26 protein-coding genes and 1 pseudogene are annotated in these 26,096 nt (G+C 62.7%); 13 read left to right on the top strand and 14 right to left on the bottom strand.

Annotated features, from left to right (window positions below; all coding sequences use genetic code 11):
* Nucleotides 1-2 precede the first annotated feature (2 nt).
* Nucleotides 3-1,235 carry a precorrin-6y C5,15-methyltransferase (decarboxylating) subunit CbiE gene (gene cbiE / locus EEQ99_RS00520; protein WP_097542590.1) on the bottom strand — a complete coding sequence of 411 codons (1,233 nt, stop codon included), beginning with the start codon at nucleotides 1,233-1,235 and terminating at the stop codon, nucleotides 3-5.
* Between cbiE and EEQ99_RS00525 the strand changes: the two genes are divergently transcribed.
* Nucleotides 1,234-2,004, top strand: a complete 771-nt coding sequence (locus EEQ99_RS00525; protein WP_097542589.1) for a cobalt-precorrin-6A reductase — start codon at nucleotides 1,234-1,236, stop codon at nucleotides 2,002-2,004. The two genes, cbiE and EEQ99_RS00525, sit on opposite strands and share 2 nt — an antisense overlap.
* Here EEQ99_RS00525 and EEQ99_RS00530 read toward each other — a convergent pair.
* The 12 genes and pseudogenes from EEQ99_RS00530 to EEQ99_RS00585 all read right to left on the bottom strand — a co-directional run bounded on the left by EEQ99_RS00530 (nucleotide 1,968) and on the right by EEQ99_RS00585 (nucleotide 13,223).
* Nucleotides 1,968-2,732: a precorrin-3B C(17)-methyltransferase gene (locus EEQ99_RS00530; RefSeq protein ID WP_047611991.1), complete on the bottom strand. Its 765-nt coding sequence runs from the start codon at nucleotides 2,730-2,732 to the stop codon at nucleotides 1,968-1,970. The two genes, EEQ99_RS00525 and EEQ99_RS00530, sit on opposite strands and share 37 nt — an antisense overlap.
* The gene (locus tag EEQ99_RS00535; protein WP_028758288.1) at nucleotides 2,729-3,460 is read right to left on the bottom strand and encodes a precorrin-2 C(20)-methyltransferase; all 732 of its coding nucleotides are present in this window, start codon (nucleotides 3,458-3,460) and stop codon (nucleotides 2,729-2,731) included. Before EEQ99_RS00535 ends, EEQ99_RS00530 begins: the two co-directional genes overlap by 4 nt.
* Nucleotides 3,457-4,089, bottom strand: coding sequence for a precorrin-8X methylmutase (locus EEQ99_RS00540; RefSeq protein ID WP_025570630.1), 633 nt, complete (start codon nucleotides 4,087-4,089; stop codon nucleotides 3,457-3,459). Before EEQ99_RS00540 ends, EEQ99_RS00535 begins: the two co-directional genes overlap by 4 nt.
* Before the next feature lie 2 nt (nucleotides 4,090-4,091).
* The gene (cobG, locus tag EEQ99_RS00545; RefSeq protein ID WP_127429855.1) at nucleotides 4,092-5,474 is read right to left on the bottom strand and encodes a precorrin-3B synthase; all 1,383 of its coding nucleotides are present in this window, start codon (nucleotides 5,472-5,474) and stop codon (nucleotides 4,092-4,094) included.
* A 73-nt stretch (nucleotides 5,475-5,547) separates the two neighbouring features.
* Nucleotides 5,548-6,312 (bottom strand): precorrin-6A synthase (deacetylating), encoded by a 765-nt coding sequence (gene cobF, locus EEQ99_RS00550; protein ID WP_025570626.1) that lies wholly within the window; start codon nucleotides 6,310-6,312, stop codon nucleotides 5,548-5,550.
* Nucleotides 6,313-6,480: 168 nt separating this feature from the next.
* Nucleotides 6,481-6,625: pseudogene (locus EEQ99_RS00555) on the bottom strand (helix-turn-helix domain-containing protein); the annotation flags it as partial.
* Nucleotides 6,626-6,850: 225 nt separating this feature from the next.
* Nucleotides 6,851-7,750, bottom strand: coding sequence for a carbohydrate ABC transporter permease (locus tag EEQ99_RS00560; protein ID WP_025570624.1), 900 nt, complete (start codon nucleotides 7,748-7,750; stop codon nucleotides 6,851-6,853).
* Between the two features lie 23 nt (nucleotides 7,751-7,773).
* Entirely contained in the window at nucleotides 7,774-8,706 is a 933-nt protein-coding gene (locus EEQ99_RS00565) for a carbohydrate ABC transporter permease (protein WP_028758286.1), read from the bottom strand.
* Between the two features lie 82 nt (nucleotides 8,707-8,788).
* Nucleotides 8,789-10,093, bottom strand: coding sequence for an ABC transporter substrate-binding protein (locus tag EEQ99_RS00570; protein ID WP_025570636.1), 1,305 nt, complete (start codon nucleotides 10,091-10,093; stop codon nucleotides 8,789-8,791).
* Between the two features lie 152 nt (nucleotides 10,094-10,245).
* Nucleotides 10,246-11,313, bottom strand: a complete 1,068-nt coding sequence (locus tag EEQ99_RS00575) for an ABC transporter ATP-binding protein (RefSeq protein WP_025570637.1) — start codon at nucleotides 11,311-11,313, stop codon at nucleotides 10,246-10,248.
* Nucleotides 11,314-11,486: 173 nt separating this feature from the next.
* A complete protein-coding gene (denD, locus tag EEQ99_RS00580) occupies nucleotides 11,487-12,473 on the bottom strand; it encodes a D-erythronate dehydrogenase (protein ID WP_097542585.1) in 987 nt (328 codons plus the stop codon).
* A 21-nt stretch (nucleotides 12,474-12,494) separates the two neighbouring features.
* The gene (locus EEQ99_RS00585) at nucleotides 12,495-13,223 is read right to left on the bottom strand and encodes a FadR/GntR family transcriptional regulator (protein ID WP_025554837.1); all 729 of its coding nucleotides are present in this window, start codon (nucleotides 13,221-13,223) and stop codon (nucleotides 12,495-12,497) included.
* 177 nt (nucleotides 13,224-13,400) lie between these two features.
* Here EEQ99_RS00585 and EEQ99_RS00590 point away from each other — a divergent pair, with 177 nt between their 5' ends.
* The 9 genes from EEQ99_RS00590 (at nucleotide 13,401) to EEQ99_RS00630 (ending at nucleotide 22,014) form a co-directional block, all read left to right on the top strand.
* Complete coding sequence (locus EEQ99_RS00590; protein WP_047612016.1) at nucleotides 13,401-13,670, top strand: acylphosphatase; 270 nt, start codon at nucleotides 13,401-13,403, stop codon at nucleotides 13,668-13,670.
* Between the two features lie 155 nt (nucleotides 13,671-13,825).
* A complete protein-coding gene (locus EEQ99_RS00595) occupies nucleotides 13,826-14,479 on the top strand; it encodes a Rieske 2Fe-2S domain-containing protein (RefSeq protein ID WP_127429856.1) in 654 nt (217 codons plus the stop codon).
* Nucleotides 14,476-15,321 (top strand): aromatic ring-hydroxylating oxygenase subunit alpha, encoded by an 846-nt coding sequence (locus EEQ99_RS00600; protein WP_127429857.1) that lies wholly within the window; start codon nucleotides 14,476-14,478, stop codon nucleotides 15,319-15,321. Before EEQ99_RS00595 ends, EEQ99_RS00600 begins: the two co-directional genes overlap by 4 nt.
* Nucleotides 15,318-15,977, top strand: coding sequence for a glutathione S-transferase family protein (locus EEQ99_RS00605; RefSeq protein ID WP_028756311.1), 660 nt, complete (start codon nucleotides 15,318-15,320; stop codon nucleotides 15,975-15,977). Before EEQ99_RS00600 ends, EEQ99_RS00605 begins: the two co-directional genes overlap by 4 nt.
* 2 nt (nucleotides 15,978-15,979) lie before the next feature.
* Nucleotides 15,980-17,359 carry an amidohydrolase gene (locus EEQ99_RS00610; RefSeq protein ID WP_127429858.1) on the top strand — a complete coding sequence of 460 codons (1,380 nt, stop codon included), beginning with the start codon at nucleotides 15,980-15,982 and terminating at the stop codon, nucleotides 17,357-17,359.
* 25 nt (nucleotides 17,360-17,384) lie between these two features.
* On the top strand, nucleotides 17,385-18,482 hold the full coding sequence (locus tag EEQ99_RS00615; protein WP_025554779.1) for a BMP family ABC transporter substrate-binding protein: 1,098 nt from the start codon (nucleotides 17,385-17,387) through the stop codon (nucleotides 18,480-18,482).
* A gap of 3 nt (nucleotides 18,483-18,485) precedes the next feature.
* On the top strand, nucleotides 18,486-20,009 hold the full coding sequence (locus EEQ99_RS00620; protein WP_127429859.1) for an ABC transporter ATP-binding protein: 1,524 nt from the start codon (nucleotides 18,486-18,488) through the stop codon (nucleotides 20,007-20,009).
* Nucleotides 20,006-21,106 carry an ABC transporter permease gene (locus tag EEQ99_RS00625; RefSeq protein ID WP_127429860.1) on the top strand — a complete coding sequence of 367 codons (1,101 nt, stop codon included), beginning with the start codon at nucleotides 20,006-20,008 and terminating at the stop codon, nucleotides 21,104-21,106. The genes EEQ99_RS00620 and EEQ99_RS00625 overlap by 4 nt, the downstream gene beginning before the upstream one ends.
* Nucleotides 21,103-22,014 carry an ABC transporter permease gene (locus tag EEQ99_RS00630; protein WP_025554754.1) on the top strand — a complete coding sequence of 304 codons (912 nt, stop codon included), beginning with the start codon at nucleotides 21,103-21,105 and terminating at the stop codon, nucleotides 22,012-22,014. The genes EEQ99_RS00625 and EEQ99_RS00630 overlap by 4 nt, the downstream gene beginning before the upstream one ends.
* A gap of 35 nt (nucleotides 22,015-22,049) precedes the next feature.
* On the opposite strand, the gene EEQ99_RS00635 is transcribed toward EEQ99_RS00630, so the two are convergent.
* A complete protein-coding gene (locus EEQ99_RS00635) occupies nucleotides 22,050-22,583 on the bottom strand; it encodes an NUDIX hydrolase (protein ID WP_025554752.1) in 534 nt (177 codons plus the stop codon).
* Nucleotides 22,584-22,679: 96 nt separating this feature from the next.
* Here EEQ99_RS00635 and EEQ99_RS00640 point away from each other — a divergent pair, with 96 nt between their 5' ends.
* The 3 genes from EEQ99_RS00640 (at nucleotide 22,680) to EEQ99_RS00650 (ending at nucleotide 26,088) form a co-directional block, all read left to right on the top strand.
* Complete coding sequence (locus EEQ99_RS00640) at nucleotides 22,680-23,324, top strand: DUF47 domain-containing protein (RefSeq protein WP_025570521.1); 645 nt, start codon at nucleotides 22,680-22,682, stop codon at nucleotides 23,322-23,324.
* Nucleotides 23,324-24,328, top strand: coding sequence for an inorganic phosphate transporter (locus tag EEQ99_RS00645; protein ID WP_025570519.1), 1,005 nt, complete (start codon nucleotides 23,324-23,326; stop codon nucleotides 24,326-24,328). The genes EEQ99_RS00640 and EEQ99_RS00645 overlap by 1 nt, the downstream gene beginning before the upstream one ends.
* Nucleotides 24,329-24,774: 446 nt before the next feature.
* On the top strand, nucleotides 24,775-26,088 hold the full coding sequence (locus EEQ99_RS00650; RefSeq protein WP_127429861.1) for a CmpA/NrtA family ABC transporter substrate-binding protein: 1,314 nt from the start codon (nucleotides 24,775-24,777) through the stop codon (nucleotides 26,086-26,088).
* The last annotated feature ends 8 nt before the right edge of the window (nucleotides 26,089-26,096 follow it).

Genomic DNA, 26,096 nt, shown 5'->3' on the forward strand with positions numbered 1-26,096 from the left:
CGTCATCCTTTCGTCCAGCGCCACTGCGTCACCGGCATCGCCGGCCGCCAGCCGCTCATGCCGCCGACGGGCTGGGCGCGCGATATTTCGATCCGCGTGAGGGAGCCGCCGCGTTTGGCATGTTCGCCGAGCAGCGCGGCTTCCATCTCCAGCGTCACGGCATTGGCAACGAGCCGCCCTCCCCGCTTCAGCGCGGCGATCGCAGTCTCGATAACACCCGGTTCGCTGCCGCCGCCGCCGAGGAAAATCACATCCGGTTCCGGCAGGCCCTTCAGCGCGTCGGGGGCGGCACCTTCGACGACAGCAAGATGCGGCACGCCGAAGGCGGTTGCATTGCGGGCGACCCGTGCGGCCCGCGCCGGCGATTGTTCGACGGCGATCGCCTTCAGGCTGGGATCGGCGAGCATCCATTCGATGCCGATTGAGCCCGCGCCGGCGCCGATATCCCAGAGCAGTTCGCCGTGACGCGGCGCGAGCGCCGAAAGCGTCATCGCCCGGATTTCACGCTTGGTGATTTGTCCGTCATGCTCGAACAGCTCGTCCTCGATCCCTGCAGCATAAGGCAGGATGCGAGCCCCCTCCCCTGCCGCAACATCGACGGCGCAGACATTCAGAGGATCGATGTCCACGAGATCGAAATCCGCCGCCACAGCACGTCTTTGCCGCTCCCGCGCGCCGCCAAGCGCCTCGAGCACGGTAAGCTGCGACTGACCGAAGCCGGTCGCGGCAAGCAGGGCAGCCAGATCGCCTGGCCCCTTTTCGTCCGAGGTGAGCGCGAGGATGCGCCGCCCGGGATGCAGATGCGGCCGGATCAGGTCGATCGGCCGGCCATGCAGCGAGACCGTCGCGACCGCCTGCAGCGGCCAGCCAAGGCGGGAGGCAGCAAGGCTGAATGCCGAGGGCGCCGGAATGATGCGCATCTCGTGCGCCGCCGCGTGGCGGGAGAGCGTCGCGCCGACGCCGTAGAGGAAGGGGTCGCCGGAGGCGAGCACGACAACAGGCGTGCCGCGCCTTTCAAGAATGGCGTCGACCGAGCGTTCGAATGGGCTCTGCCAGGAAAGCTTTTGGCCTGATATCAGCGAGGCCGCGAGTGCATGATGGCGCGCACCGCCGAAGACCGCAGGTGCTGCCGCGATCAGCCTCTTCGCCTCCTCACCCAACCCTTCTGGACCATCTTCGCCGATGCCGATAATAGTCAGCCAGCGCTGGCCGGACGCAGGAGAGACATCAGACATGGGAAGACCCCGCATCCTGATCCTGGGCGGCACCAGCGAGGCGCGCTTGTTGGCCGCGGCGCTCGCGGCGCGCGACGATTGCGATGTTATGCTGTCGCTTGCCGGACGCACCGAGAAACCGGCCGTACAGCCTGTTCCGGTCCGCATCGGCGGTTTCGGCGGCGCTGCCGCACTCGCCGATTTCCTGACGGCCGGCGGCTATCATCTGCTGATCGACGCCACGCATCCTTTTGCCGAACGGATTTCGGCCAATGCCGCTTTTGCCGCTGAGGTCACCGGTATCGCTGCGATCGCTCTGCGCCGTCCCGAATGGCAACGCGAAGCCGGCGATCGCTGGCGGGAGGTGCAGAGCATTCCGGCGGCTATCGAAGCGCTCGGCCCTTCCCCCCGCCAGGTCTTCCTGGCGACGGGCCGGCAGGGCGCGCATCATGCGGAAGCCGCGCCGCAACATCACTATCTTGTCCGCAGCGTCGATCCTGTCGAGCCGCCGCTTGCGCTTGATCATGTCGATTATCTGCTTGATCGCGGTCCGTTCACGCTGGAAGGCGAATGCGATCTCCTGAGGCAGCACCACATCGACATCATCGTCGCCAAAAACAGCGGCGGTGCCGCCACCTATGCGAAGATCGAGGCAGCCCGGCTGCTCGGCATCGAGGTGTTGATGGTCGCGCGTGCGCCGGCCTCCGCGGTCACGACGGTCGACACGGTCGAAGCGGCGCTGGCAGTGATCGATCACCTGTTTCCTCCCGCCATGAACCGCGGGGTATAGACGAGGTCCAGCCTGCCCGGCCGCGCGACGACGCGTGTCTCGGCGGAGCCGATGATGATGCAGGTCGCCATATCGGCAATCGACGCGTCCGCTTGCGACAGCTGCTGTAATGCGATGCGTTCGTCCGGGCGCCCGGCGGCGCGCCCGAAAATAACCGGCGTTGTTGCCGGCAGATGGTTGCGCAACAGCTTGAAGGCATCGCCGAGTTGCCACGGCCGCGCCCGGCTGATCGGATTGTAGAGCGCGATGACGAAACCCGCTTTCGCCGCCAGCTCAAGGCGGGTTTCGATTATATTCCAAGGCTTTAGATTATCAGACAGCGATATGGCGCAGAAATCGTGACCAAGCGGGGCGCCGGCTCTTGCCGCCACGGCCAGCATTGCCGTGATGCCGGGCAGAATGGTGAGATCAACCGAGCGCCAGGCGGCCGGCCCGTTCTCAATCGCCTCGCAGACGGCGGCGGCCATGGCAAAGACGCCGGGGTCGCCGCCGGAGACGACGCAGACTTTCGCGCCGTCAGCCGCCATGGCCAGGGCTGCCCCCGCCCGGTCGAGTTCCTCGCGATTGTCCGAGGCATGGCGCAGCTGATCGTCGCGGAGTTGCAGCCTGTCGAGATAGGGTCCGTAGCCGAAGAAATCCGTTGCCTGGTCGACGACGGCCAAAGCCTCCGGCGTCATCTGCTCGGGATTGCCGGGGCCGGTGCCGATCACGAAAAGCCTGCCGCTCATCGGCTCGCCTCCCAGCCAGGCACCAGCACGAGCGAAAAATACGGCGCATCGCCATCGCTCCTGTCGGCAAGCTTTTCCATCGCCGCATTGGCCATGGTGCCGCGCTCGACATAGACGGCTTCCGCAAGCCGGCCGGCTGCCGCCAAGGCCCGGCGGATCTTCGGCAGATTGCGGCCGACCTTCATGATGACGGCGGCTTGCGTGTCGGCAAGACGACGTGTCAGCTCGGTTTCCGCCATCGTACCCGGCAGTACGGAAAGCACATCGTCACCCTGGACGATCGGCATGCCGGCCAGCGACCAGCAGCCCGACATGGCGCTGATGCCCGGGATCACTTCCGTCGGGTAGCGCTGGGAAAGTCTGACATGCAGATGCATATAGGAGCCATAGAAGAGCGGATCGCCTTCACTGAGAACGGCGACTGTCAGCCCGGCATCGAGATGGTCGGCCACCGACTTGGCGGACTGATCGTAGAATTCAGTGATCAGCCTCTGGTAGCGTTCGTCGTTCTTGTCGATCTCGGTGGTCACCGGATAATAGAGCGGCAGCAGCGTCACCCCGGATTTCAGCAGCGGTTCGACGATCGCCTTGCCGTTGCCGCCCCTGCCCTGTTTGGCGAAATAGGCGATGACGTCGGCGGCTTCGATGGCACGCACGGCTTTGAGGGTGAGGAGCTCCGGGTCGCCGGGACCGGTGCCGACGCCGATGAGACGGCCGCTTGTGGTCATAGGCCGGGCCTCGCCAGTGCATTGATGGCGGCTGCCGTCATGGCGCTGCCGCCGAGCCGGCCGCGAACGATGGCGAAGGGGACGCCGTAGGAATTCTCCGCCAGCGCATCCTTGGATTCGGCGGCACCGACGAAGCCCACAGGCATGCCGAGGATCGCCGCGGGTTTCGGGGCGCCGTCGCGCAGGAGTTCGAGCAGATGGAAGAGGGCGGTCGGCGCATTGCCGATGGCGACAACGCTTCCGCCGAGCCGATCGAGCCAGAGATGCATGGCGGCGGCCGAGCGGGTATTACCGGTCTCGCGTGCAAGCTCCGGTGTCGCGGGATCACGCAGCGTACAGATCACCTCGTTCAGCGCGGGCAGCCGCGCCCGGGTGACACCATGGGATACCATTTCCGCGTCGCAGAAGATCGGCGCCCCGCCTTTCAGCGCATCGCGCGCCGCGCCGACGACATCGGCGGAGAACAGGAAATGCTCCGCCGCCTCGACGAGCCCGCAGGCATGGATCATGCGCACGGCGATTTCGGCTTGATCTTCGGTAAAGCGCGAAAGATCGGCCTCGGCGCGGATGATCGCAAAGGAACGCTCGTAAATCGCGTCGCCGCTGCGGATATAATCGTAGTCTGGCATTCCTATTCCTGTCGCAGCGCCTTTGAAACGCCGGTTGTGCCAAGCCGTTTAAGGCAGGCCGCGGCCGATTCGCCAGCGCCTCGGTTGTCTTCGATGGAGCGGGCGAGCCTCTCTATAGCGAAATCGATCCGACTGCCAGCGATCCGTTCGTCCGGCCGATCCGCAGCAAGCCCATTGAGGATGAGGTCATAACCCTCCGGCGAGCCCGTCAGGGTCAGCGCCGGCCGCGCATGGGCGCAGCCCTTGGCGCAGCCGGACAGATGCAGCGTCAGCGAACCGTCGAAGAGGGCAGGTGCCGCAGCGATGATGCGGCGCGCCAGAGTTCTCGTCTCGTAGAAGGCGGAGCCGCAGGCGCCGGCGCCGGCGCAGGCGGCGATATGCTCGCTGTTGTCGCCGGGTTGGGCGCTGAAGCCAAGTCTGGCCGCGGCGACCTGCATAGCCGGCACGGTATCAGCCGGAAGTCCGATCAGGAAGAAACCGCGACCGGGCGCAAGCCGGATGGCTGTCGCGCCCTGGCTCTCTGCGAGATCGAGCAGGGCGGAGAGATCGGACGTCCTCATCTGTCCGAATTCCGGCCTGACGCCGAGCAGGGTTTTGCCGTCGGCGAGCCTGTGCGGGCCGGAAAGCGGCACCCCTGCCGCGCGGGACGGAAAGAACTGAATGCCATCCATCGCCGGAAAACGCGCCCGCAGCAGCGCCGGATCGATATCGCGTGCCCGCCTGGCCTGCCCGAGATCTGCCAACAGGCTCAGAATGTCGCCGACGGCCGATATCGCCGCCTGCGCAGAACCGATCGCGACCGGCGTTGCGCTTTCACCGTCGCCATTGATCGCCACAAGCCAATCTGCGGGGGATTGCGCGACGATACGGATATCGGCGGAAAGCGCCGCCAAGCCGAAGGCTCCCCCGCCGACGACGACGAGCGATAGTTTTGGCGCGAGCCGTGGCGAGCGAAGCTGATCGCGGAGCGTGCGGCGCAATGCCAATTCCATTGCGGCCGGATCGTTTATTTCTTCCGGATCGATGCCGTGCAGCGGCGAGATCTCGATCGCCGGCCCCTCCGGCACGACAATGCCGGCGGCATCGATATCGGCAGCGAGCGGTCCGACCGTCTCGGCGCTGAGCCCGCGGATCTGCAGATTGCCGCGTGCAGTGATTTCCAGAATGCCGTTTCCATGAACTGCGGCTAAGCGGGCAAGGCTTGCAAATTGCGGCAGCGTCAACGCGCCGCCGGCTGGCCGCAGCCGCACCAGCAGGCCGTCGCCGGTCGGCATCGGCGCTGACAGGGCGGGGCAGGCGCCGCGTGCGCGCATTTTTGCTGCCAGGTGATCGTGCAGATCCGCCTCGCCTGTCCTGTTGTTTGCCCTTGCGGCCTCAACACTCATTCTCAATCCTCTGAGCATTTCTTACATGATCGCGGCCGGGCCGGCAAAGCATGAGAGAAACGGGTCGGAACGGCTATTCCTCGAAATCGCGTCCCTTGCGCAGGAGATAGATGTCCATGATCCAGCCGTGCCGCTGCCTGGCCTCGGCCCTCAGCGTCACAATGTCGGCGGCGATATCGCCAAGCCGGCCCGATCTGACGATTTCATCCTGGGTGCCGAGATAGGCGCCCCAGAAGATCTCGGCATCGGGATCGTCGATCTTGGCAAAAGCCTGTTCGCCGTCGAGCATCACGATGGTGCTGTCGCTCCGAAGCCCGTCCTGCGCCAGCCGGCGCCCCGTGGTGATCTCGATCGGCTTGCCGACGAGGTTGATCGGGATCCTGTGGCTGGCAGCCAGGGCCTGGATGCTGGTGATGCCGGGAATGACGGTGTAATCGAAATCCAGGCCGCTTTCCCGTCGCACGCGTTCGATGATGCGGATCGTGCTGTCGTAGAGACTGGGATCGCCCCAGACGAGAAAGGCGCCGCTGCCCTCATCCGGCAGACTAGCGATCAGCTCTCCATAGATACCGGCGATCTCGCCATGCCAGGCATCGACGCTTTGCGCATAGCTCCTCTCTGCCGTCTGCCGTTGCGGCACGGCGAACTCCGAAATTCGGGCAGCTGGCCGCGTGATGTAGCGTTGGCAGATCTCGCGGCGGATATCGGCAAGCTCTTCCTTGCCGGCGCCCTTGACCGGCAGGAAGACCACGTCGGCCGCGTTCATGGCGTTGATTGCCTGTATGGTGAGGTGTTCCGGGTTGCCCGTGCCGATGCCGATGATTTGGATATGCTTCAAGCGGATGCTCCCTTTGCGTCCTGGCGGTCTTGCCGAAAAAGCCCGGTCGTAGCAAGGGCGGAGCGGGAGTCGGCCGTGCCAACCTGAAGCTCCTCCGCGACAAGCTGCTTCCGCCGCTCTCGCAGAAGACACTGCGAACGTTCTTCTACGGCGAGGCGGCGCAGAGGAGGCCTGCAACAGCCTGTGCACCTGACTTCGGTTGAGCCCAAGCAGCTCAGCGGCCTGGACGACGCTCAGGCGCTGATCACGGATCGTCTGAATAAACTTCGAGGCGATGCAATTCTTTATGCGACATGGTGGTCAAACAGGGCATCAAGATTCCGACCCCTCATGGTCTCGACCGGGCCGGAGGTCGTCATCCTTGCGCTCAACGTTGACCTTGATCAGAACGTCGAGAGGCGAGACTGTCGCATCTCTAAATAGCCCCTGCACGAATTAGCGGCGTAGCAAGTATTATCGAACAACCACCCCGGGACGCTGGTTTCACTGCGAGGGCGCAGTGTGCGCATCGCTGCCACGCAGCGAAATCCAGCGGAAGCTACTCCTTCACTGCACCGGTCATCGAGGAGACATAGTAGTCCACGAAGAACGAATAGAGGATGACCACGGGCAGCGAGCCGAACAGTGCACCGGCCATCAGCGCCCCCCATTCGAACACGTCGCCGCGCACCAGTTCGGTCAGGACGCCGACCGGAATGGTTTTGTTTTCCGATGACTGGATGAAGGTGAGCGCATAGATGAATTCGTTCCAGGACAGCGTGAAGGCGAAGATGCCGGCCGAAATCAGCCCGGGGACGGCCAGCGGCAGGATGATCTTGGTGAGGATCTGCCACCTGTTGGCGCCATCCACCAGTGCGCTTTCCTCCAGCTCGAAGGGGATCGAGCGGAAATAGCCCATCAGCAGCCAGGTGCAGAAGGGAATGAGGAAGGTCGGATAGGTGAAGATCAGCGCCAGCCGCGAGTCGTAGATCCCGAGCTTGAAGACGATGAAGGCAAGCGGGATGAAGAGGATCGACGGCGGCACGAGATAGGCGAGGAAGATCACCAGGCCGACCGATCGGGAGCCGGTGAAGCGGACGCGCTCGATGGCATAGGCGCCCAAGACTGAGGCCACCAGCGAGAGGAAGGTGGAGCAGACCGCCACCAGCATCGTGTTCCACAGCCAGCCCGGATAGGAGGTTTCGAGGAACAGATATTTGATATGCGCGAGCGTTGCTCCTACCACCCAGAACGGGCTGTAATTGGTATAGTCGGTCAGCTGCTCGTTCGGCTTCACCGCAGTGATCGCCATCCAGTAGAACGGGAAGAGCAGCACGAAGACGAAGATGGCCATCGGCAGGTAGAGCATCACGATCCGCCGCGGCAGGCGGTTCAGATAGCTCATGCCTTCGGCATTATCGGTCAGGGCCTGATCGGCAGTGTTGGAAGGTGTCGACATCGTTATTCTCCTAATCTTGGCTCCTAATCCTGGCCGCCCTGCTGCCATTTGCGCCGTTGCAGGCCGAAGAAGCTGAACATGATCGCGCCGAGCAGGAAGGGCACCATGGCGACCGCGATGGCCGCCCCCTCGCCGAGTTGGCCGCCGGGAATGCCGCGTTGGAACGACAGCGTCGCCATCAGATGCGTGGCGTTGACCGGCCCGCCCTTGGTCAGCACGTAGATGAGCTGGAAATCGGTAAAGGTGAAAAGCACCGAGAAGGTCATGACGACGGCGATGATCGGCGTCAGCATGGGCAGCGTCACATAGCGGAAACGCTGCCAGCTGGTGGCGCCGTCGAGCGAGGCAGCCTCCTGCAGCGATGCTGGAATGGTCTGCAGGCCGGCAAGCAGCGAGATCGCCACGAAGGGAATGCCGCGCCAGACATTGGCGACGATAACGGAGATGCGCGCATTGATCGGGTCGCCGAGGAAGTTGATCGGTCCGCTGATCAGCCCGAGCTGCATCAGCGACCAGGAGATGATCGAAAACTGGGAATCGTAGATCCACCAGAAGGCGAGCGCCGAAAGCACCGTCGGCACCACCCAGGGAAGCAATACGATTGCCCGGAAGAAGGATTTGAACGGCAGGTGCTGGTTGAGCAGCATCGCCAGCCAGAGGCCGAGCGCGAATTTCAGCACGGAGGCGACGAAGGTATAGAGAACGGTGTTGAAGACCGACAGCCAGAAGACGCTGTCGTCCATCAGGAACTGGTAGTTCTCCAGTCCGATAAAGATGCCGTCGCGGCCGATCCTCGTATCGGTGAAGCCGAGCCAGACGCCGAGCCCCAGCGGATAGGTCAGAAAACAGACGAGGAATACTGCCGCCGGCAGCATGAACAGGAAGCCGAGCACATTGTTGTTCTGCAGGAGCGAAGAGACCGGCCCACGTCTATCCCCCGAATTTGCCATCGACATTGCTTATCTCCCAGATCGCCTTTTGAACCCCCAGATCTTGCGGCATGCCGAAGGCCGGCATGCCGCTTGTTCGAGGTGTGGCTCAGACGCGATAGTAGCGGTTTGCCCGGCGTTCGGCTTCCTTCATCGCGTCTTCCGGCGACATCTGGCCGGTAACGGCAGCCGCATACATGTCGACCAGAACGTAGTCGGCCATGGTCGCTGCCGAGGCATAACCGAGCGGGCCGGCATAGCCGTTCGGGCGCAGCTTTTCCGAGGCGCGCGCATAGGGCGCGTGGACCGGATCGGCTGTCCAGATCGGGTTCTTGGCGAAGGCCTTGAGCGGCTGGCAGCAATAGGCGCTGGAGCCCTGGATCCACGCATTCATCTGGTCGGCTTCCATCATGAACTTGATGTAGGCCTTGGCCGCTTCCGGATATTTGCTGTGCTTGAAGAGAAGCAGCGAACTCGTCTGGCAAAGTTCCACGCTTTTGCCGACAGGACCAATCGGGAAGTTCGTCGTGCGGATGTCCTTGGCGATCTCGGCGAGCTTCGGGTCGTTCTTGGCGGTGTAATAGACCGAGACGCCGTTGGCGATCAGCGAAACCTGGCCGGCGAGGAAGGCGCGGTTGTTGTTGACGTCCTGCCAGCTTTCGGTGCCGGGGATGAAGGTCGCATAGAGCTCCTTGGCATAGTTGATCGACGCCAGCGTTTCCGGGCTGTTGATCGTTACCTTGCCGCTTTCGTCGACCATCATGCCGTTATGGCTCCACAGCAGCCAATGGGCATAGTTGTTGCCGTCGCCGACTGCCTTGCCGTGCGGGAAGCCGGCCGGCGTGCCCTTTGCCTTCATCGCCTTGCAAAGCTCGAGGAAGCCTGCGGTATCATTGGGGAATTCGTTGAAACCGGCAGCCTTCACGTGGCTGTCGCGATAGACGACGGCATTGCCGATCGCCGTCAGCGGCATGGCGATGAAGGTGTCGCCGCGTGTGGCATAACCCTTCACGCCGTCGTACCAACCCTCATACTTGTTGCCGAGATAATTGCCGAGTTCGGTCAGATCGACCAGCTTGTCGGGATATTGGTGGGCGTCGTCGAACCAGCACATGATGAGGTCGGGGCCGGAGCCGACATTGGCGGCGACGGCGGCCTTCGGGCGGATGTCCTCCCAGCTTTCCTTGTCGATGCGCACCTCGACGCCGGTCGCTTCGGTGAATTTCTTGGTGTTGGCAAGCCATGCCTCCTCGTCGCCCTTGACGAACGGTGTCCAGCGCAGCAGGCGAAGGCTGGCGCCGCTTTCCGGCGTGTAAGTCGGCTCGGCCTGCGCCAGGGATGGCCGGATGCCGAGGCCGGCGGCGCCGGCGACGGCAGCCGAGGCGGCAAGAAAGTCACGTCTTCTGATCCTCATGAGATTCCTCCTCATCAAAAAAAGCGGGTACGAACTTGCCGGCACTCACCTCCCGCTTGGTGAACGCCGCTCATTGCATCCCTGAGAGGGGATGTGTGCCTGCCTGCAGGCAACGAGAGGGCTCCTCCGCCCCGCGCCGCCGCCGGCCGGCCTCAGTCGGTCAATCTCCGGCCGCTCTCGGCATCGAAGAGATGAACATGCGCGGCGTCGATCGCAACGCGCAGGGTTTCGCCCGGCCGCGCGTTGACACGTTCGCGGAAGACGCAGCTGAGGTCGCTGCCGCCGAGCTTGAGGATAAGATGCGTCTCGTAGCCGGTCGGCTCGATCACCACGATTTCACCGGGCAGGCCATTGGCATCGAGCAGGATGTATTCCGGGCGAAGCCCATAGACGAGATCGCGGCCGATGGCGTCGGCGGGCGGATTGGCGACCGGCAGCGCGGTGCCGTCGGGTGCCCTGAATCGTGTCGGGTTCTCCGGATCGAGCCGGCCCTTGATCATGTTCATCGCCGGCGAGCCGATGAAGCCGCCGACGAAGAGATTGGCCGGTTTGTCGTAGAGCTCGAGCGGCGTGCCGACCTGCTCGACGACGCCGTCATGCATGACGACGATCTTGTCGGCCATGGTCATCGCTTCGATCTGGTCGTGGGTGACGTAGACTGTCGTCGTTTTCAGCCGCTGGTGCAGCTCCTTGATCTCGGCGCGCATGGCGACGCGCAGCTTGGCGTCGAGATTGGAGAGCGGTTCGTCGAACAGGAAGACTTCCGGATCGCGCACGATCGCCCGCCCCATGGCGACACGCTGGCGCTGGCCGCCGGAAAGCTGGCGCGGATAACGGTCGAGCAATTTGTCGAGACCAAGGATGCCGGCGGCATATTTCACCCGCTTCTCGGCTTCCGCCTTCGGCGCCTTGTTCAACATCAGCGAGAAGCCCATGTTCTGCTGCACCGTCATATGCGGATAGAGCGCATAGTTCTGGAACACCATGGCGATGTCGCGATCCTTGGGCGGCAGCGTGTTGACCACGCGCCCGCCGATCTTGATCTCGCCGCCGGAAATGTTCTCAAGTCCGGCCAGCATCCGCAGCAGGGTGGATTTGCCGCAACCCGAGGGGCCGACCAGGATCACGAACTCACCGTCGGCGATATCGATATCCACGCCTTTGATGACCGGAAATGCACCGAATGATTTCCGCACATCCGCGAATTGAACGCCTGCCATACTCTCTCCTCCCAGATATCGAGCGCTACATGCTATGTATTCGTATTGTCGTTATGTCTTGCCGGCGGCCGTAATCTTCTCTCTCAAGTTCTTCAAGCACGGCAATCCCGCATCTGTGGGGGTGCCTCGTCAGGCCCCTGCCGCATGATCCCGCTCGCGCCGTCTCCCCAACCTCATCGGGATGCACCCGGAGCATCTTCGGCGAGGTAGACCTCGATCAGCTCGTCGACGCTGCTTTCGGCGGTAAATCCGAGTTGCGCCGCGCGTTGCGGCGTAAAGGATTTCGGCCATCCGGCGACGATCTCCTCAATGACCTCGTCGCGGCGCCGATCGATCAAATCCGCCGCTTCGGGGCCGGCGGCACGGCGCAGCGCATCAATCTGGTCGGCAACGGTGGCGGCAACCCCTGGCATGGTGAGCGTGCGCCGGACACCGAGCGACGCTGTATCGAGCGTGGCGGCATGGATCAGGAAGCTGACGGCCGAACGCGGGCTCGCCAGCCAGTGCTTGACCGTTTCTTCGACCGGCAGAACGGCACGCTGGCCTGCGAGCGGTTCCCGCAGGATTCCGGAAAAGAAGCCCGATGCGGCGGCGTTCGGCGCGCCGGGGCGGATGACGATGGTCGGCAACCGAATTCCGATGCCGTCCACGAAGCCGCGGCGCGAATAGTCGGCAAGCAGAAGCTCCGATATCGCTTTCTGGACTCCGTAGCTGGTGAGGGGCGCCAGCACGTAGTCATCGGGAATGGGATCGGGAAACGGCGCGCCATAGACCGCGATCGACGAGGAGAAGACGAAACGGGGGACATAGGCTTGGCGACTGCCTTCCCGGCGGATCGCTTCCAGCAAGGCTCGCGTGCCGTCGAGATTGACCCGATAGCCGAGGTCGAAATTGCGCTCGGCTTCGCCGGAAACGATCGCGGCGAGATGGAAGATCACATCGGCCCGACCCGCCGCAAGTGCCGCCGCTGCGTCGCTTTCGGAAATATCGGCCGCCAGCGCTTCCGCCGGCACGGAGATGTCGGCGGGCACCGGCGGAAGCGTTACATCCACAAGCGTCATGCGCGTGATTGTATCTCCGCCGAGGAAACCGCTGCGCCCCAGTGTGGCGGCGAGCTTCCGGCCGATCATTCCTCCCGCGCCGATAATGAGAATATGCATCGTGTTTCGCCTCCCTGCGAACTACGAGAAGAGTAACTTGGTCGTCGTATAAATACGGGTTTCGTGGATTGCGAAGGCCGCAGCCGCAGCATCCGGGTCCCGCGTCTCCAGGCCGGCAAGGATCATCCGGTGATCGGCGATGCTGGTGGCGATGCTACCGGGCTGCGATACGACGCGCCTTCGGTGGCTGAGAAGGTAGGAATAGAGGTCGGCGGCCATATCAGCCAGCACCGCGTTGCCGCTGGAACGGTAGATAGCGGTGTGAAATTCCCGGTCGCATATCAAGAAACGGACAGGATCGTCACAGGCGGCCTCCTGTGCTGCGATCGACTTGCGGAGATAGTCAAGCGTCGAGGGCTCCATCTTGACCGCGGCAGCCCTGACGACCTGCGCTTCGATGAGAAGTCGCGCCTCATGAACATTGTCGAGACTGTAGGCCGCAATGTCGCGATACCGCGCAGCCTGGACAGCCAATTCGCCGACATCCTCCGATGCCACCACGGTTCGGGTCCCATGGGCGACGGAGAGAATCCCATGCGTGGAAAGGATGAGGATCGCGCCACGGACGGTCTCGCGGCTGACCGACAGCGCGGAAGCCAATTCGCGCTCGCTTGGCAAGGGATCGCCCACTTTGAGGATGCCCGTCGCTATGAAGGTCGCAATCTTCTGGACGACGAAGTCTTTCATCGACTTCTTCGGCGCTCCGCCGAGCGTCGCAACGTCGTCTTCGAGCATTGCTCGAACATCCATTGCTTTTCCCCCTCCCCGCGCTCAGGTCTACTGGTCCGGTAAGTGGACCAGTAGACCTGAGCGGAAGAGGCTTGTCAATGCAGCACGTCATGATCGGCCGAGCATCCTCGCCTTGACGATGACCCCTTCCGCACGGTCATCCAGGCGTTATAGTATGGGGAAGCAAGAGCGAGCGTGATGACGGGACAAGATACAAGCCACCTCCTGGAACGGATGACGATCGTCGGTGATCTCGAGGCCGCCTCCTTTGTCCCCTGGATCCGGCGCCACGCCGCCAAGCTTGGGCTGTCGCACACCATCTCTCATACGAGTCCCATGCGGATCGAACTTGAGGTTGCCGGGCCGGAGGAGCTGATCGACATGATGGAGATGGGATGCTCTCTCGGGCCTATCGACGTATGGGTCGAGGGCATAGAACGCACGACGATCATCGGCGAAAGAGCCTAGTACCGGCTACCGTGTATTTTGCGCCGTGCATATTATTTACTCAATGTTGCCAATGCGAAATAATTATGCAAACCTGATAAGGTTGAGCGGAATTGCCTCGATGCGGAGGCGGGACGTGCTCGGCAAGCATATGATTTTGTTTGGGAACTCTAGTCATGCCATCCGCTACGACCGGCTTTTGGACGCCAGTCGCTCTGTCCCGGGATTTGCCCGCCGGCACCGTCATGACGGCACGGACGGCAGCCGGATCGATTGCCCTGTGGCGCAGCGCTTCCGGGTGCATATCGGCATCGGCCGATCGCTGTCCGCATCGCGGCATGCGTCTGTCTCACGGCTTCGTGCGCGGCGAGGCGCTCTCCTGCATCTATCACGGCTGGAGTTATGGTCAGGCCGGAAACTGTCTCCGCATTCCGGCCCATCCAGGGCTGGCGCCACCGGAAACCATCCGCGTCGCCACCCATGACGTAGAGGAGGCGGACAACGTGATCTGGGTCGCCGTGGGCACGCCGGCTGCGAAGCCGCCGCGGCTTGAGGGCCTCATTCCCCTGCGTTCGCTGACGGCGTTGGCCGGCATTGAGGCGATTGAGGCGGCTGCTGGCGCGAAGGCAAGTCCCGAGGGTTTGCTCGAGTTCGACGTAACAACCGGGACCATCTGTCTGCTATTGTCCGCTCAAGAAGATGGACAGACGCTGATGCACGTGCTGCTGAAGGCGGACACCGGCCCCGCGGCGGGCATTGGCGCTTCGCGGGCCGCCGAGAGCCTGCGCCGCCGGGCCGAGGATCTTCAGAGGAAGGAGATCGGCCAATGACCATGCAGGCGATGACCGACGAATGGTATCCGGTCGGGCTCTTCAGCCAGCTCGACGGCGCTGGTCGCAGGACGGCACTGATGGGCGAGCCGATCGAAGTGGCGCGCGATGGCGACGGTAATGCCAAGGTGACGTGCGGCGACGGCCGTGTACTGCCGGTGCGCGTGCGTTACGGTCATGTCTGGTCCTCCCTCGGCGCGCCGAAGAAGGAACTTTTCCCGATTCCCGAGGCCGACCAGCCCGGCCGCCGCTTCGTCGATGTCGGCGTGGTGCGGGTGCGCTGCTCGCCGCTGCGTGCCGTCGAGAATTTTCTCGACATCGCCCATTTCCCCTTCGTCCACACCGACATTCTCGGCGCCGAGCCGCACACCGAGGTTCAGAACTACAAGGTCGATATCCGCGAGGAAGAAGACGAGGTCTGGGCGACGCAGGTGAAATTTTACCAGCCGCAGGCTGCCAAGTCGGCAAGCGGCGGCATCACCACGGAATATATGTACCGCGTGCCGGCACCGACCTGCTCCGTGCTTTACAAAACCTGCCCGCCGCGCCCGAGCGAATGGGATGTCATCACGCTTTTCGTGCAGCCGCTGGCCGAGGACCTCTGCGACGTCTGGCCATGGATGGCGCTCTTTGACGACGAGACCGCGATGACCGACCTCATCCACTTCCAGCAGACGATCTTTCTGCAGGACCGTTCGATCCTCGAAAATCAGATTCCGCGGCTGCTGCCGCTCGACCCCGGCATGGAAATCCCGACGCGGGCCGATCTGACATCGATCGCCTACCGGCGCTGGCTGAAGCGCCACAATTATACCTATGGCGCACAGCTGGTGGCGCAATGAAGCTCTACGACTACATTCTCTCGCCGAGCTGCTACAAGGTGCGCCTTATGGCGGCGCTGACCGGAGTGAAGCTGGAACTCCGCCCGGTAGATTTTCATCCCGGCGCCGAGCATCGCGGCCCCGAGCTGCTTGCGCTCAACCCGGCAGGCTCGATTCCGATCCTGGAGGATGGCGACCTGATCCTGACCGAATCCTCGGCCATTCTCGTCTATCTCGCCGCCAAGGCAGCACCCGAATGGCTCGGCGGCGGCAGGGCCGAGGAAGCGGCGCGGGTGCAGCAGTGGCTGTCGTTCTCCGGCCGGCTGACGGCAAGCCTCGGGGCAGCGCGGCTTCACGAAATGCTGCTGCGGCCGGGCGATATCGGCGCGCTGCAGGCCCAGGGCATCGCCGCGCTTCGCGAACTTGAGGCCGGGCTTGTCGAGCAGGGCCTTCGCGGCATGCGTTTCCTCGCAGCCGACCGGCCGACAATTGCCGATATCGCCTGCTTCCCTTATGTGGCGCTGGCCCCCGATGGCGGTGTCATACTGGATTCCTATCCCGCCATCCGGCTCTGGTCCCGAGCGCTGCGCGCCCTCGACAACTTCATCGAGATGCCAGGCATTCACCGGCTGCACGAATTGAAGCCCGAACCCCAGATCGAACCGGGCGAGGCGTGATGATGGCCGGCTACCTCCTGAAGAATTGCGCGGCCGTGATCGTCGACGAGGGCAAGGGACCGGTCGTCCATCGCAATGTCGATCTGCTGACCAGCGGCCCAGAGATCGTGGCGATCGGCGAAAATCTCGCGGCGGACGCACTGCCTCCCGGCACGACCGTTCAGGATGCTGCCGGCTGGTTCGTCTATCCAGGCCTGGTCAACACCCATCATCACTTCTTCCAGTGCTTCGTGCGCAACCGCGCCGATCTCGACTGGACGAAGCTCTCGGTGATCGAGTGGCTCGACCGCATCTACCCGATCTTTTCTCAGCTCAACGAGGAGTGCTTTTACCACTCCTCCGTCACCGCGATGGCCGAGATGATCAAGCATGGCTGCACCACGGCCTTGGATCACCAGTATAATTTCCCCCGGCATGCCGGGAAGCGGCTGATCGATCGCCAGTTCGAAGCGGCCGAGCTGCTCGGCATGCGTTTCCATGCCGGCCGCGGCGGCAACACCCTGCCGAAGTCGGAAGGCTCGACCATTCCCGACGAGATGCTGGAAACGACGGACGAATTCATCGCCGACTGCGCCCGGCTGATCGAGACCTATCACGATACCAGCCGCTTCAGCATGCGCCAGGTCGTGGTCGCACCCTGCCAGCCGGTGAACTGCTACCGTGAGACGTTCGTGGAATCGGTGGCATTGGCGCGTGATCGCGGGGTCATGATGCACACGCATGTCGGCGAGGGCGAAAGTCCGGTCATTCAGGCGCGTCACGGCATGCGCACGGTGGATTATCTCGAAGACCTCGGTTTTGCCGGACCCGACGCCTTCTATGCCCATTGCTGGGAGTTGACCCACGACGAACTCAGGAAGATGGCGGCCAGTGGCACCGGGGTGGCGCACTGCCCGGAACCCGTCTATCTGGTCGGCGCAGAAGTCACCGATATTCCCGCCATGGCCGCTTTCGGCCTGCGCGTCGGCCTCGGCTGCGACGGTGCTGCCTCCAACGACAATTCCAACCTGATGCACTGCCTGCACTCCGCCTACATGCTGCAGTGCCTCGTCTCCTCCACCCGCACCCACCCCGTGCCGCCGCCGGTCGATTTCCTCGGCTACGGCACGTCAGGGGGTGCCAGCCTGCTTGGCCGGCGCGATATCGGCCGACTGGCGCCCGGCATGGCCGCCGACCTGTTTGCGATCGACACCCGCCGCATGGATTATGTCGGCACGCGGCACGACCCGCTGAGCCTGATTGCCCGCGTCGGCATCGGCATGGCGACCGACATAACCATGATCAATGGCCGCATCGTCTGGCAGAAGGGCGAATTCCCCGGGCTCGACGAGGCCAAGCTGGCTGCCGAAGCGGAAGCTGCCCTATCCGCCGTGAAATTCTAGAAAACCAAAAGAGGGAACTGAGACCATGACCAAACTGACCCGCAGAAACCTGATGACGGCCGCTGCCGCCACCGGCCTTGCCGGTGTGCTCGGCAGCCGCCTTGCTTTGGCCGCCGACGCGCCGCTCGGCATCACCCTCGTCGTCCCTTCGCCGATCGGCGATGTCGGCTGGGGACATGCACTGGCCGCCGGCCTCGAGCCGATCAAGGCCGCTTACGGCGACAAGGTGAAGGTCACCGTGCTTGAGAATATCGCCGAAGGCCCGGATGCCGACCGCATCATGAACAAGACTGTCGCCGACGGAAACAAGTTCCTGGTCGCCGGCTCTTTCGGCTATCAGAACGGCGCCCTGCAGATCGCCCGCCGCGATCCGAGCGTTACGGTCCTGCATGCTTCCGGCTTCCAGGTCGCTCCGAACTTCTCGCCTTTCGCCGCCAAATATTTCCAGGGTACCTATCTGCTCGGCATGGCAGCGGCAGCGCTTTCCAAGACCGGCAAGCTCGGCTCCGTTTCGGCTTTTGCCATCCCCGAGCTCATCACCTCGATCAATGCCTTCACGCTCGGCGCCCAGGCGGTCAAGCCCGACATCGAAGTCTCGGTCGTCTGGGTCAACTCCTGGTTCGACCCGGCCAAGGAGCAGGAAGCCGCCAAGGCGCTGATTGCGCAGAAGTGCGACGTGATCTTCTCCAACGCCCAGGACACGCCGTCCGTCATCTCGGCCTGCGAGGAAGCCGGCGTCTATGCCTTCAACCTCAATTCTTCGATGAAGAAATATGCGCCGAAGACCTATCTCGGCTGCGTCGCGACGGATTGGTCACCATTCTTCAAAGCTTCGGTCGATGCCCATCTCGCCGGTACCTTCAAGGGCGCCAATGCCTTCCTCGGCGTCGCCGACAAGGTCGTCGAGGTGGTCGACTGGAATCCGGATATTCCGGCTGACGTCATGACCAAGATCAAGGAAATCGAGGCAAAGATCGCCGACGGCAGCTTCTCGCCCTTCACCGGGCCGATCGCCAAGGCCGACGGCAGCGAAGGCGTCGCATCCGGCGCGACCATGGCCGACCCCGAGATCATCGCCATGAATTGGCACGTCAAGGGCGTGTCCACGCCGCTGCCGAAATAAGTCATGACGACCCCGCTCCTGTCGCTGCGCGGCATTTCGAAGAGCTACGGCCAGATTCACGCCAACCAGGCCATCGATCTGGACGTGGCTCCGCAATCGATCCATGCGATTCTCGGAGAAAATGGCGCGGGAAAATCGACGCTGATGAAGCTGATCTACGGCGTCGAGCAACCGGATGACGGAGACGTCGTCTGGGAAGGAAAACCCTTGCGCCTCGCCTCTCCGGCGGAGGCAAGGCGCAACGGTATCGGCATGGTCTTCCAGCATTTTTCGCTGTTCGAGACCCTGACCGTCCTGGAGAATATTCGGCTGGTCGTGCCGGGCCGCAAGGCTGAGCTCAACGAACGCATCCGGACGCTTGGACGGGAGTTCGGCCTGGAAGTCGACCCGCTCGCCCACGTGCATGCGCTGTCCGTCGGCGAGCGGCAACGGGTGGAGATCATCCGAAGCCTGATGACCGATCCGAAGCTGCTGATCCTCGACGAACCCACCTCCGTCCTGCCGCCGCAACTGGTGGAGAAGCTGTTCGACACGCTGCGCCGGCTGCGCGACGGCGGCGTTTCCATCCTGTTGATCTCCCACAAGCTCGAGGAAATCCGGGCAATCTGCGACCGGGCGACCATTCTGCGCGGCGGCCGCGTGACCGGGAATGTCGACCCGCGTGAACATGATGCCCATGACCTTGCCCGCATGATGATCGGCCGCGACATGCCCGAACCCTTGTCGGCGCTGCCGCTGTCCGGCGGGGAAAAGCGGCTGGAGATCATCGGTCTGGACTATCAGCCGGACGATCCCTTTGCGGTGTCGCTCTCCGGCATCAGCCTCGAAGTGCATGCCGGTGAAATTCTGGGGATCGCCGGTATTTCGGGCAACGGCCAAAGCGAGCTTGCCGCGTTGGTCTCGGGCGAGACGGTGCTGGGGCGCGACCAGCGCGACCGGATCTACATGATGGGGATGGATGTCGGCAGGCTCGATGCCGCGGCGCGACGGACGCTTGGATTTGCCTTCGTTCCGGAGGACCGGCTCGGACGCGGCGCCGTGCCCGAAATGTCGCTTATCCTCAACAGCCTGCTGACGGCCCATCCGCTGAAGCTTTTGCGCCATGGTCTTCTCGACAAGGCGCGGGCGACGGCGTTCACCGAGGATTGTATCCGTCAGTATGATGTCCGCACACCCGGCCCGGATGCGGAAGCCGGGACGCTTTCCGGCGGCAATCTGCAGAAATTCATCGTCGGCCGGGAAATCATGCTGGCTCCCAAATTGCTGTTCGTGGCGCAGCCGACCTGGGGCGTCGATATCGGCGCCGCATCCGCCATTCGCAGCCGTCTGGTCGCATTGCGCAATCAGGGCATGGCGATCCTTGTTATTTCCGAAGAGCTGGAAGAGCTGTTCGAGCTCTGCGATTCCATCCAGGTGCTGCATCACGGCCGGCTCAGCCCGCCGCTAAAAACGCGGGACACACAGCCCGAAGAGATCGGCCGATACATGATCGGGGCACAAGCCTCACCCGAGAAAGTCCGTCTATGAGCGCTTGGTCCCCTGCTTTCGTTCCCACCCTGGTGCGCCGGGAGCGCGCCTCGCTTGCCGCGAGCCTGCTTGCGCCCGTCATGGCGCTTGTCATAGCGATCGCGCTCAACCTCGGCCTTTACATCCTGATGGGCCGTGACCCGGTCGCGGTCCTCTACGCGATGCTTTTCGAGCCCTTCCTCTCCTGGGCGTCATTTTCGGAAGTGCTCTTAAAGGCAGGCCCGCTCCTGCTGATCGCGCAGGGACTGGCGATCGGCTTTCGCGCCAAGGTCTTCAATATCGGCGCCGAAGGCCAGTTCATTCTCGGCGCGATCTTCGCCTCGGCCATTCCGGTCTGGTTTCCTCAGGCAACGGGCCAGTGGATCTGGCCGGCGATGCTGCTGCTCGGCGCCATCGGCGGCGCGCTCTGGGCCTCTCTCACCGCCTTCTGGCGCGTGCGCCTCAACGCCAACGAGATCCTCGTTTCGCTGATGCTGAGCCTCGTTGCGGCGCAGCTGCTGAACTATCTGCTGCTCGGCCCCTGGAAGGATCCGAACGGCTTCAACTTCCCCCAGTCGGTGATGTTCCAGTATGATGCGATGGTCCCGACCCTGATTTCCGGGACCCGCCTCAACGTCTCTTTCCTGATTACGCTCGCTTTGTTGGTTGCCGCCTGGGTCTTCATGCAGAAGAGCTTCATCGGCTACAAGCTGCAGGTCGGCGGCTTGGCGCCGCGGGCTGCCGGCTATGCCGGCTTCAAGGAGGGTTGGGCAATCTGGCTGTCGCTGCTGATCGGCGGCTTTGCCGCCGGTCTTGCCGGTGCTGCCGAAGTCGCCGGTCCGCTCGGCCAGCTGCAGCGTTCGGTCGCGAGCGGTTATGGCTATGCGGCCATCATCGTCGCCTATCTCGGTGGCCTGCACCCGATCGGCATCGTGGTCTCGGCGCTGGTCATGGCGGTCATCTATATCGGTGGCGACAATGCCATGGTCTCGGCCGGCCTGCCGATCGCCGCCGTCCGCGTCTTCCAAGGCAGTCTGCTGCTCGCCTATCTCATCGCCGTCGCCTTCGTGCGCTACCGCCTCGAATGGCGCCGCGCCGCCCACCGGAGCCCGTCATGAACGCCATCGAGTTCATTCTTGCCGGCATGCTTGCGGCGGCGACACCGTTTCTTCTCGCAGCCCTCGGCGAACTGGTGGCCGAGCGCGCCGGCGTCCTCAACCTCGGGGTCGAGGGATTGATGGCCTTCGGCGCCGTGCTCGCCTTCATCGTCGTCTATCAGGGCGGCGGACATCTCCTGGGCTTCGTCGTCGCCGGGTTCGGCGGCGCTGTCCTTTCCCTGCTCTTCGCCTTCGTCACCCTCGGATTCCGGGCAAACCAGGTGGCGGCGGGCCTTGCCATCGGCATTCTCGGCCAGGGCCTCTCGGCACTTTTCGGCAAGACCTATGAAAGCCTCACCGTCAGAGGACTTCCGAAGCTCGCCCTTCCCGGACTTTCGGAACTGCCGGTTATCGGCGGCCTTTTCGTCCAGGACATCGTCGTGTGGATTTCGCTCGCCGCGACCCTCGCCCTCTGGGCCATATTTGCCTACACCAAGCTCGGTCTCATCGTCCGCGCTGTCGGCGAGAACCCCAAGGCCGCGCATGCCATCGGTTATCCGGTCATCTCAGTCCGCGTCCTCGCCATCGCCTTCGGCGGCGCCATGGCGGGCTTCGCCGGTGCCTATGCGTCGGTGGTCTACACACCGCTCTGGGCCGATGGAATGATCGCCGGCCGCGGCTGGATCGCCATCGCCCTTGTCGTCTTCGGGACTTGGCTCACCGGCCGTATCTTCCTCGGCGCCTGCCTCTTCGGGGCGGTCTCGCTGATGGGGCTTGCAGCCCAGGCAACCGGACTGGATGTTCCCTCGCAGCTGCTGTCGAGCCTGCCCTATCTTGTCACGATCATCGTGCTCGGCATCATCTCCGCCGACCGTCGCCTGCTGAAACTGAACGGCGTTGCTTCGCTCGGCGAACCATTCGAGCGATAAAGACGCGCGGCGCTGCTATCTGCCGGCGAAGATGGTCAGCCGCGATCGAGCTTCTTTCCGCCGCGCGCTTCGAATTGGACGAGCAGCGACTTGAGTTCGATCTCGCGAACGCGGCGTGCCGCTTCATCCGGGCTGACCCATTCGAGGATACGCTGGCCCCGCTCCTTGAAATCGCCGCTGATATCAGTGACTTCAATCTGAAACATGTCGACGATACAGGGGGCCACATCGCCATTGTCGAGTTCTTTCAGATAGGTATAACGGCCGACCGGCTTCTTCTTCACCACCCCGCGCACGCCTGCCTCCTCCCACGCCTCGATTGCCGCTGCTTCGAAAGGCTTTTTCCCTTTCATCGGCCATCCTTTTGGGATGACCCAGCGTGCGCTCTCACGCGATGTGATCACCAGGATTTCGATCGCGGATCCGGCATCGCCGTAGCGAAAGCAAAGAGCGCCGTACTGTTGACGGAATGCACCGGCGAACAGCGTTTCAGGAACAGCAGCGAGCTGCCGTAGCAGTGACTGGGACTTGTCCGGTCGGGGCTTCCTGCTTTTCTTGCTCGGCGTCATAGTAGATGAATTACCGAATTTGCATGTTGCTTCAATTGCCTGAGCGTGTTTATGACAGATTTATGACAATCGGCCGCACGAGGAAGGTTCCCAGGCATGATGAGCATTTTTCGCAAGCTGATGCCACGGGAAGACAGATTCTTCGACATGTTTTCCAAGCACTCGAAGACCGTCGTTGCCGCAGCCTACGCCCTCGACCAACTCCTGAAGGGCAATGACGTCGAGAAAAACTGCGAACGTATCGTCACATTGGAAGACGAGGCCGACGACATCACGCGTGACGTTCTTCTTGCCGTTCGCCGAAGCTTCATCACGCCCTTCGACCGGGGAGACATCAAGGACCTTATCCAGTCGATGGATGATTCGATCGACATGATGCACAAGACAGTCAAGACGATCCGCTTGTTCGAGCAATCCAGCTTCGATCCGCTCATGCAGGAGATGGGCAGCGAAATCGTCAAGGCGGCAAATCTTGTCGCGGAAGCGATACCCCTGCTCGACAGATTGGGGGCCAATGCGCAGCGTCTCGCCGCCATCGCGGAGGAAGTCACCCGAGTGGAGGGACGTTCCGATGAGCTCCACGACCAGGGTTTGAAGGATCTGTTCTTGCGTCATGGCGCCAGCGGCAATGCGATGGCCTACATGATCGGCAGCGAAATCTACGGAGAGCTGGAGAAAGTCGTCGACCGCTTCGAGGATGTCGCCAACGAGATCAGCGGCATTCTCATCGAGAACGTCTGATGGATGCCTCCCTCGCTCTGCCGCTGCTGGTCGGCCTTATCGTCGTCGCTTTGTTCTTCGACTTTCTCAACGGCCTTCATGATGCGGCCAATTCCATTGCCACGATCGTCTCGACCCGCGTCCTGCGGCCGCAATATGCGGTCGCCTGGGCGGCGTTCTTCAATTTCATCGCTTTCCTGTTCTTCGGCTTGCATGTCGCCGAGACGCTGGGGACCGGCATCATCGATCCCGCGATCGTCTCGCCCCAACTGATCTTCGCCGCGCTCATGGGCGCCATCATCTGGAATATCCTCACCTGGATTTTCGGGATTCCATCGAGTTCGTCGCATGCGCTTGTCGGTGGGCTGGTGGGGGCCGGTCTGGCAAAGGTGGGCTTCAGCTCGATCGTCTGGAATGGTCTCCTAAAGACGGTCGGCGCCATTTTCCTTTCACCAGCCATCGGCTTCCTGCTTGCGCTGGTGCTGGTACTCGCCGTCTCCTGGTTGTTCGTCCGGCAGACGCCATTTGCGGTGGATCGGACCTTTCGCATCATGCAGTTCGTGTCCGCTTCGCTCTATTCGCTCGGCCACGGCGGAAACGATGCGCAGAAGACGATGGGCATCATCGCGGTGCTCCTGTTCAGTCAGGGATATCTCGGCCCGACATTCTACGTGCCGTTCTGGGTGGTCATTACCTGCCAATCGGCAATGGCTCTCGGTACGCTGTTTGGCGGATGGCGGATCGTTCATACCATGGGGTCGAAGATCACCCGGCTCAACCCCATGCAAGGTTTCTGCGCGGAGACGGGCGGAGCGCTGACGCTGTTCGGAGCGACGTGGCTCGGCATTCCCGTTTCGACGACGCATACCATCACCGGAGCAATCGTTGGAGTGGGCGCGGCTCGCCGTGTTTCCGCCGTGCGCTGGGGATTGGCCGGCAACATCGTGATAGCCTGGATCGTCACGATGCCGGCGGCGGCAGCAATATCCGCAGCGTTCTACGGACTTGTATCTTTGCTGCACTGAATGAGGTGAGAGCGAAGGCAATCGCCACGCATTACCCCTCTCCTGTTGAGCTTTGCCGCTGGAAAGACATCCATCCGGCCAGCTGCATCGCGGCTTTAATGTTGCGTGCACTGCACAAATAGAGCGCTTCCATGGCTGTGACTATCGTGGCAATCGCACAAAAAGGAAGCAGAAAACGATAGCGCCCAAGAAATAGGCAATCGTTAATTCTTCGCATTTCTCCTTTTGCTTCATGCTGTTACCAACTCCTCTCGAAATTGGCACGCTGCTTGCAGGTTCTTAGATGCACCGGTCAACGGCGACCGGGGCGGATAGGCGCGGCATAAGCGCCTGCATTAGACACCGACGTCGCAAGGTCTTTGCAATCCGGGATCTCTCATCCCTTGGACGCAATTTCCGGCGGCGTTTTTTTGTGTCCAAATTCAGCCAGCAGAGGGAACCTGCGCATGACAAAAAATTCGACGACTGGGATTTCGACAACCGGCATGACCCGCCGCGGCATGCTCAAGACGACTGCAGCGGCTGCCCTCATCGGCGCCGTCAAGACTGCCTTTCCATCGGGCGCCTTCGCAGCCGGAGCAGGGCCCGAGGTGAAAGGTGTCAAGCTCGGCTTTATCGCGCTCACCGATTCCGCACCGCTGATCATCGCCAAGGAAAAGGGATTTTTCGACAAGCATGGCCTTCCGGAAGCGGATGTGGCCAAACAGGCTTCCTGGGGTGCGACCCGCGATAATCTCGTGCTGGGCGGCGCAGCCAATGGCATTGACGGCGCCCATATTCTCTCGCCGCTCCCCTATCTCATGCACACCGGCAAGGTGACGCAGAACAATAAGCCGGTGCCGATGGCAATCCTCGCCCGGCTCAACCTCGACAGCCAGGGCATTTCCGTCGCCAAGGAATATGCCGAAACCGGCGTGCAGCTCGATGCCTCTAAGCTGAAGGCCGCCTTCGAGAAAAAGAAGACGGAAGGCAAGGAGATCAAGGCCGCGATGACCTTCCCGGGCGGCACCCATGACCTCTGGATCCGTTACTGGCTCGCCGCCGGCGGCATCGATCCGAACAAGGACGTTTCGACCATCGTCGTGCCGCCGCCGCAGATGGTTGCCAATATGAAGGTTGGCAACATGGACGTCTTCTGTGTGGGCGAACCGTGGAACGAGCAGCTCGTCAATCAGGGCATCGGCTTCACCGCCGCCACCACCGGCGAGCTCTGGAAGGGCCATCCCGAAAAAGCGCTCGGGCTGCGCGCCGACTGGATCGAAAAGAATCCCAATGCTGCCAAGGCGCTGCTGATGGCTGTCATGGAAGCTCAGCAATGGTGCGAAAGCATGGACAACAAGGCGGAGATGGCCGACATTCTCGGCAAGCGCCAGTGGTTCAACGTTCCGACCAAGGACGTGCTCGGCCGCCTCAAGGGCGATATCAATTATGGCAACGGCCGCGAGGTCAAGGCCACCGACCTCTACATGAAGTTCTGGAAGGACGGTGCCTCCTACCCGTTCAAGAGCCACGATACCTGGTTCATGACGGAAAACATCCGCTGGGGAAATCTGCCGGCGAGCACCGACGTCAAGGCGCTGGTCAACCAGGTGAATCGCGAAGACATCTGGCGCGAGGCCGCCAAGGATCTCGGCGTCGCGGCGGCCGATATTCCCGCATCGTCGTCTCGCGGCAAGGAGACTTTCTTCGACGGCAAGGTCTTCGACCCTGAAAATCCCTCCGCCTATCTCGACAGCCTTTCGATCAAGGCCGTCGCCTGACCCGCTCC

It is taken from the genome of Rhizobium anhuiense (genome assembly GCF_003985145.1).
Classification (GTDB): domain Bacteria; phylum Pseudomonadota; class Alphaproteobacteria; order Rhizobiales; family Rhizobiaceae; genus Rhizobium; species Rhizobium anhuiense.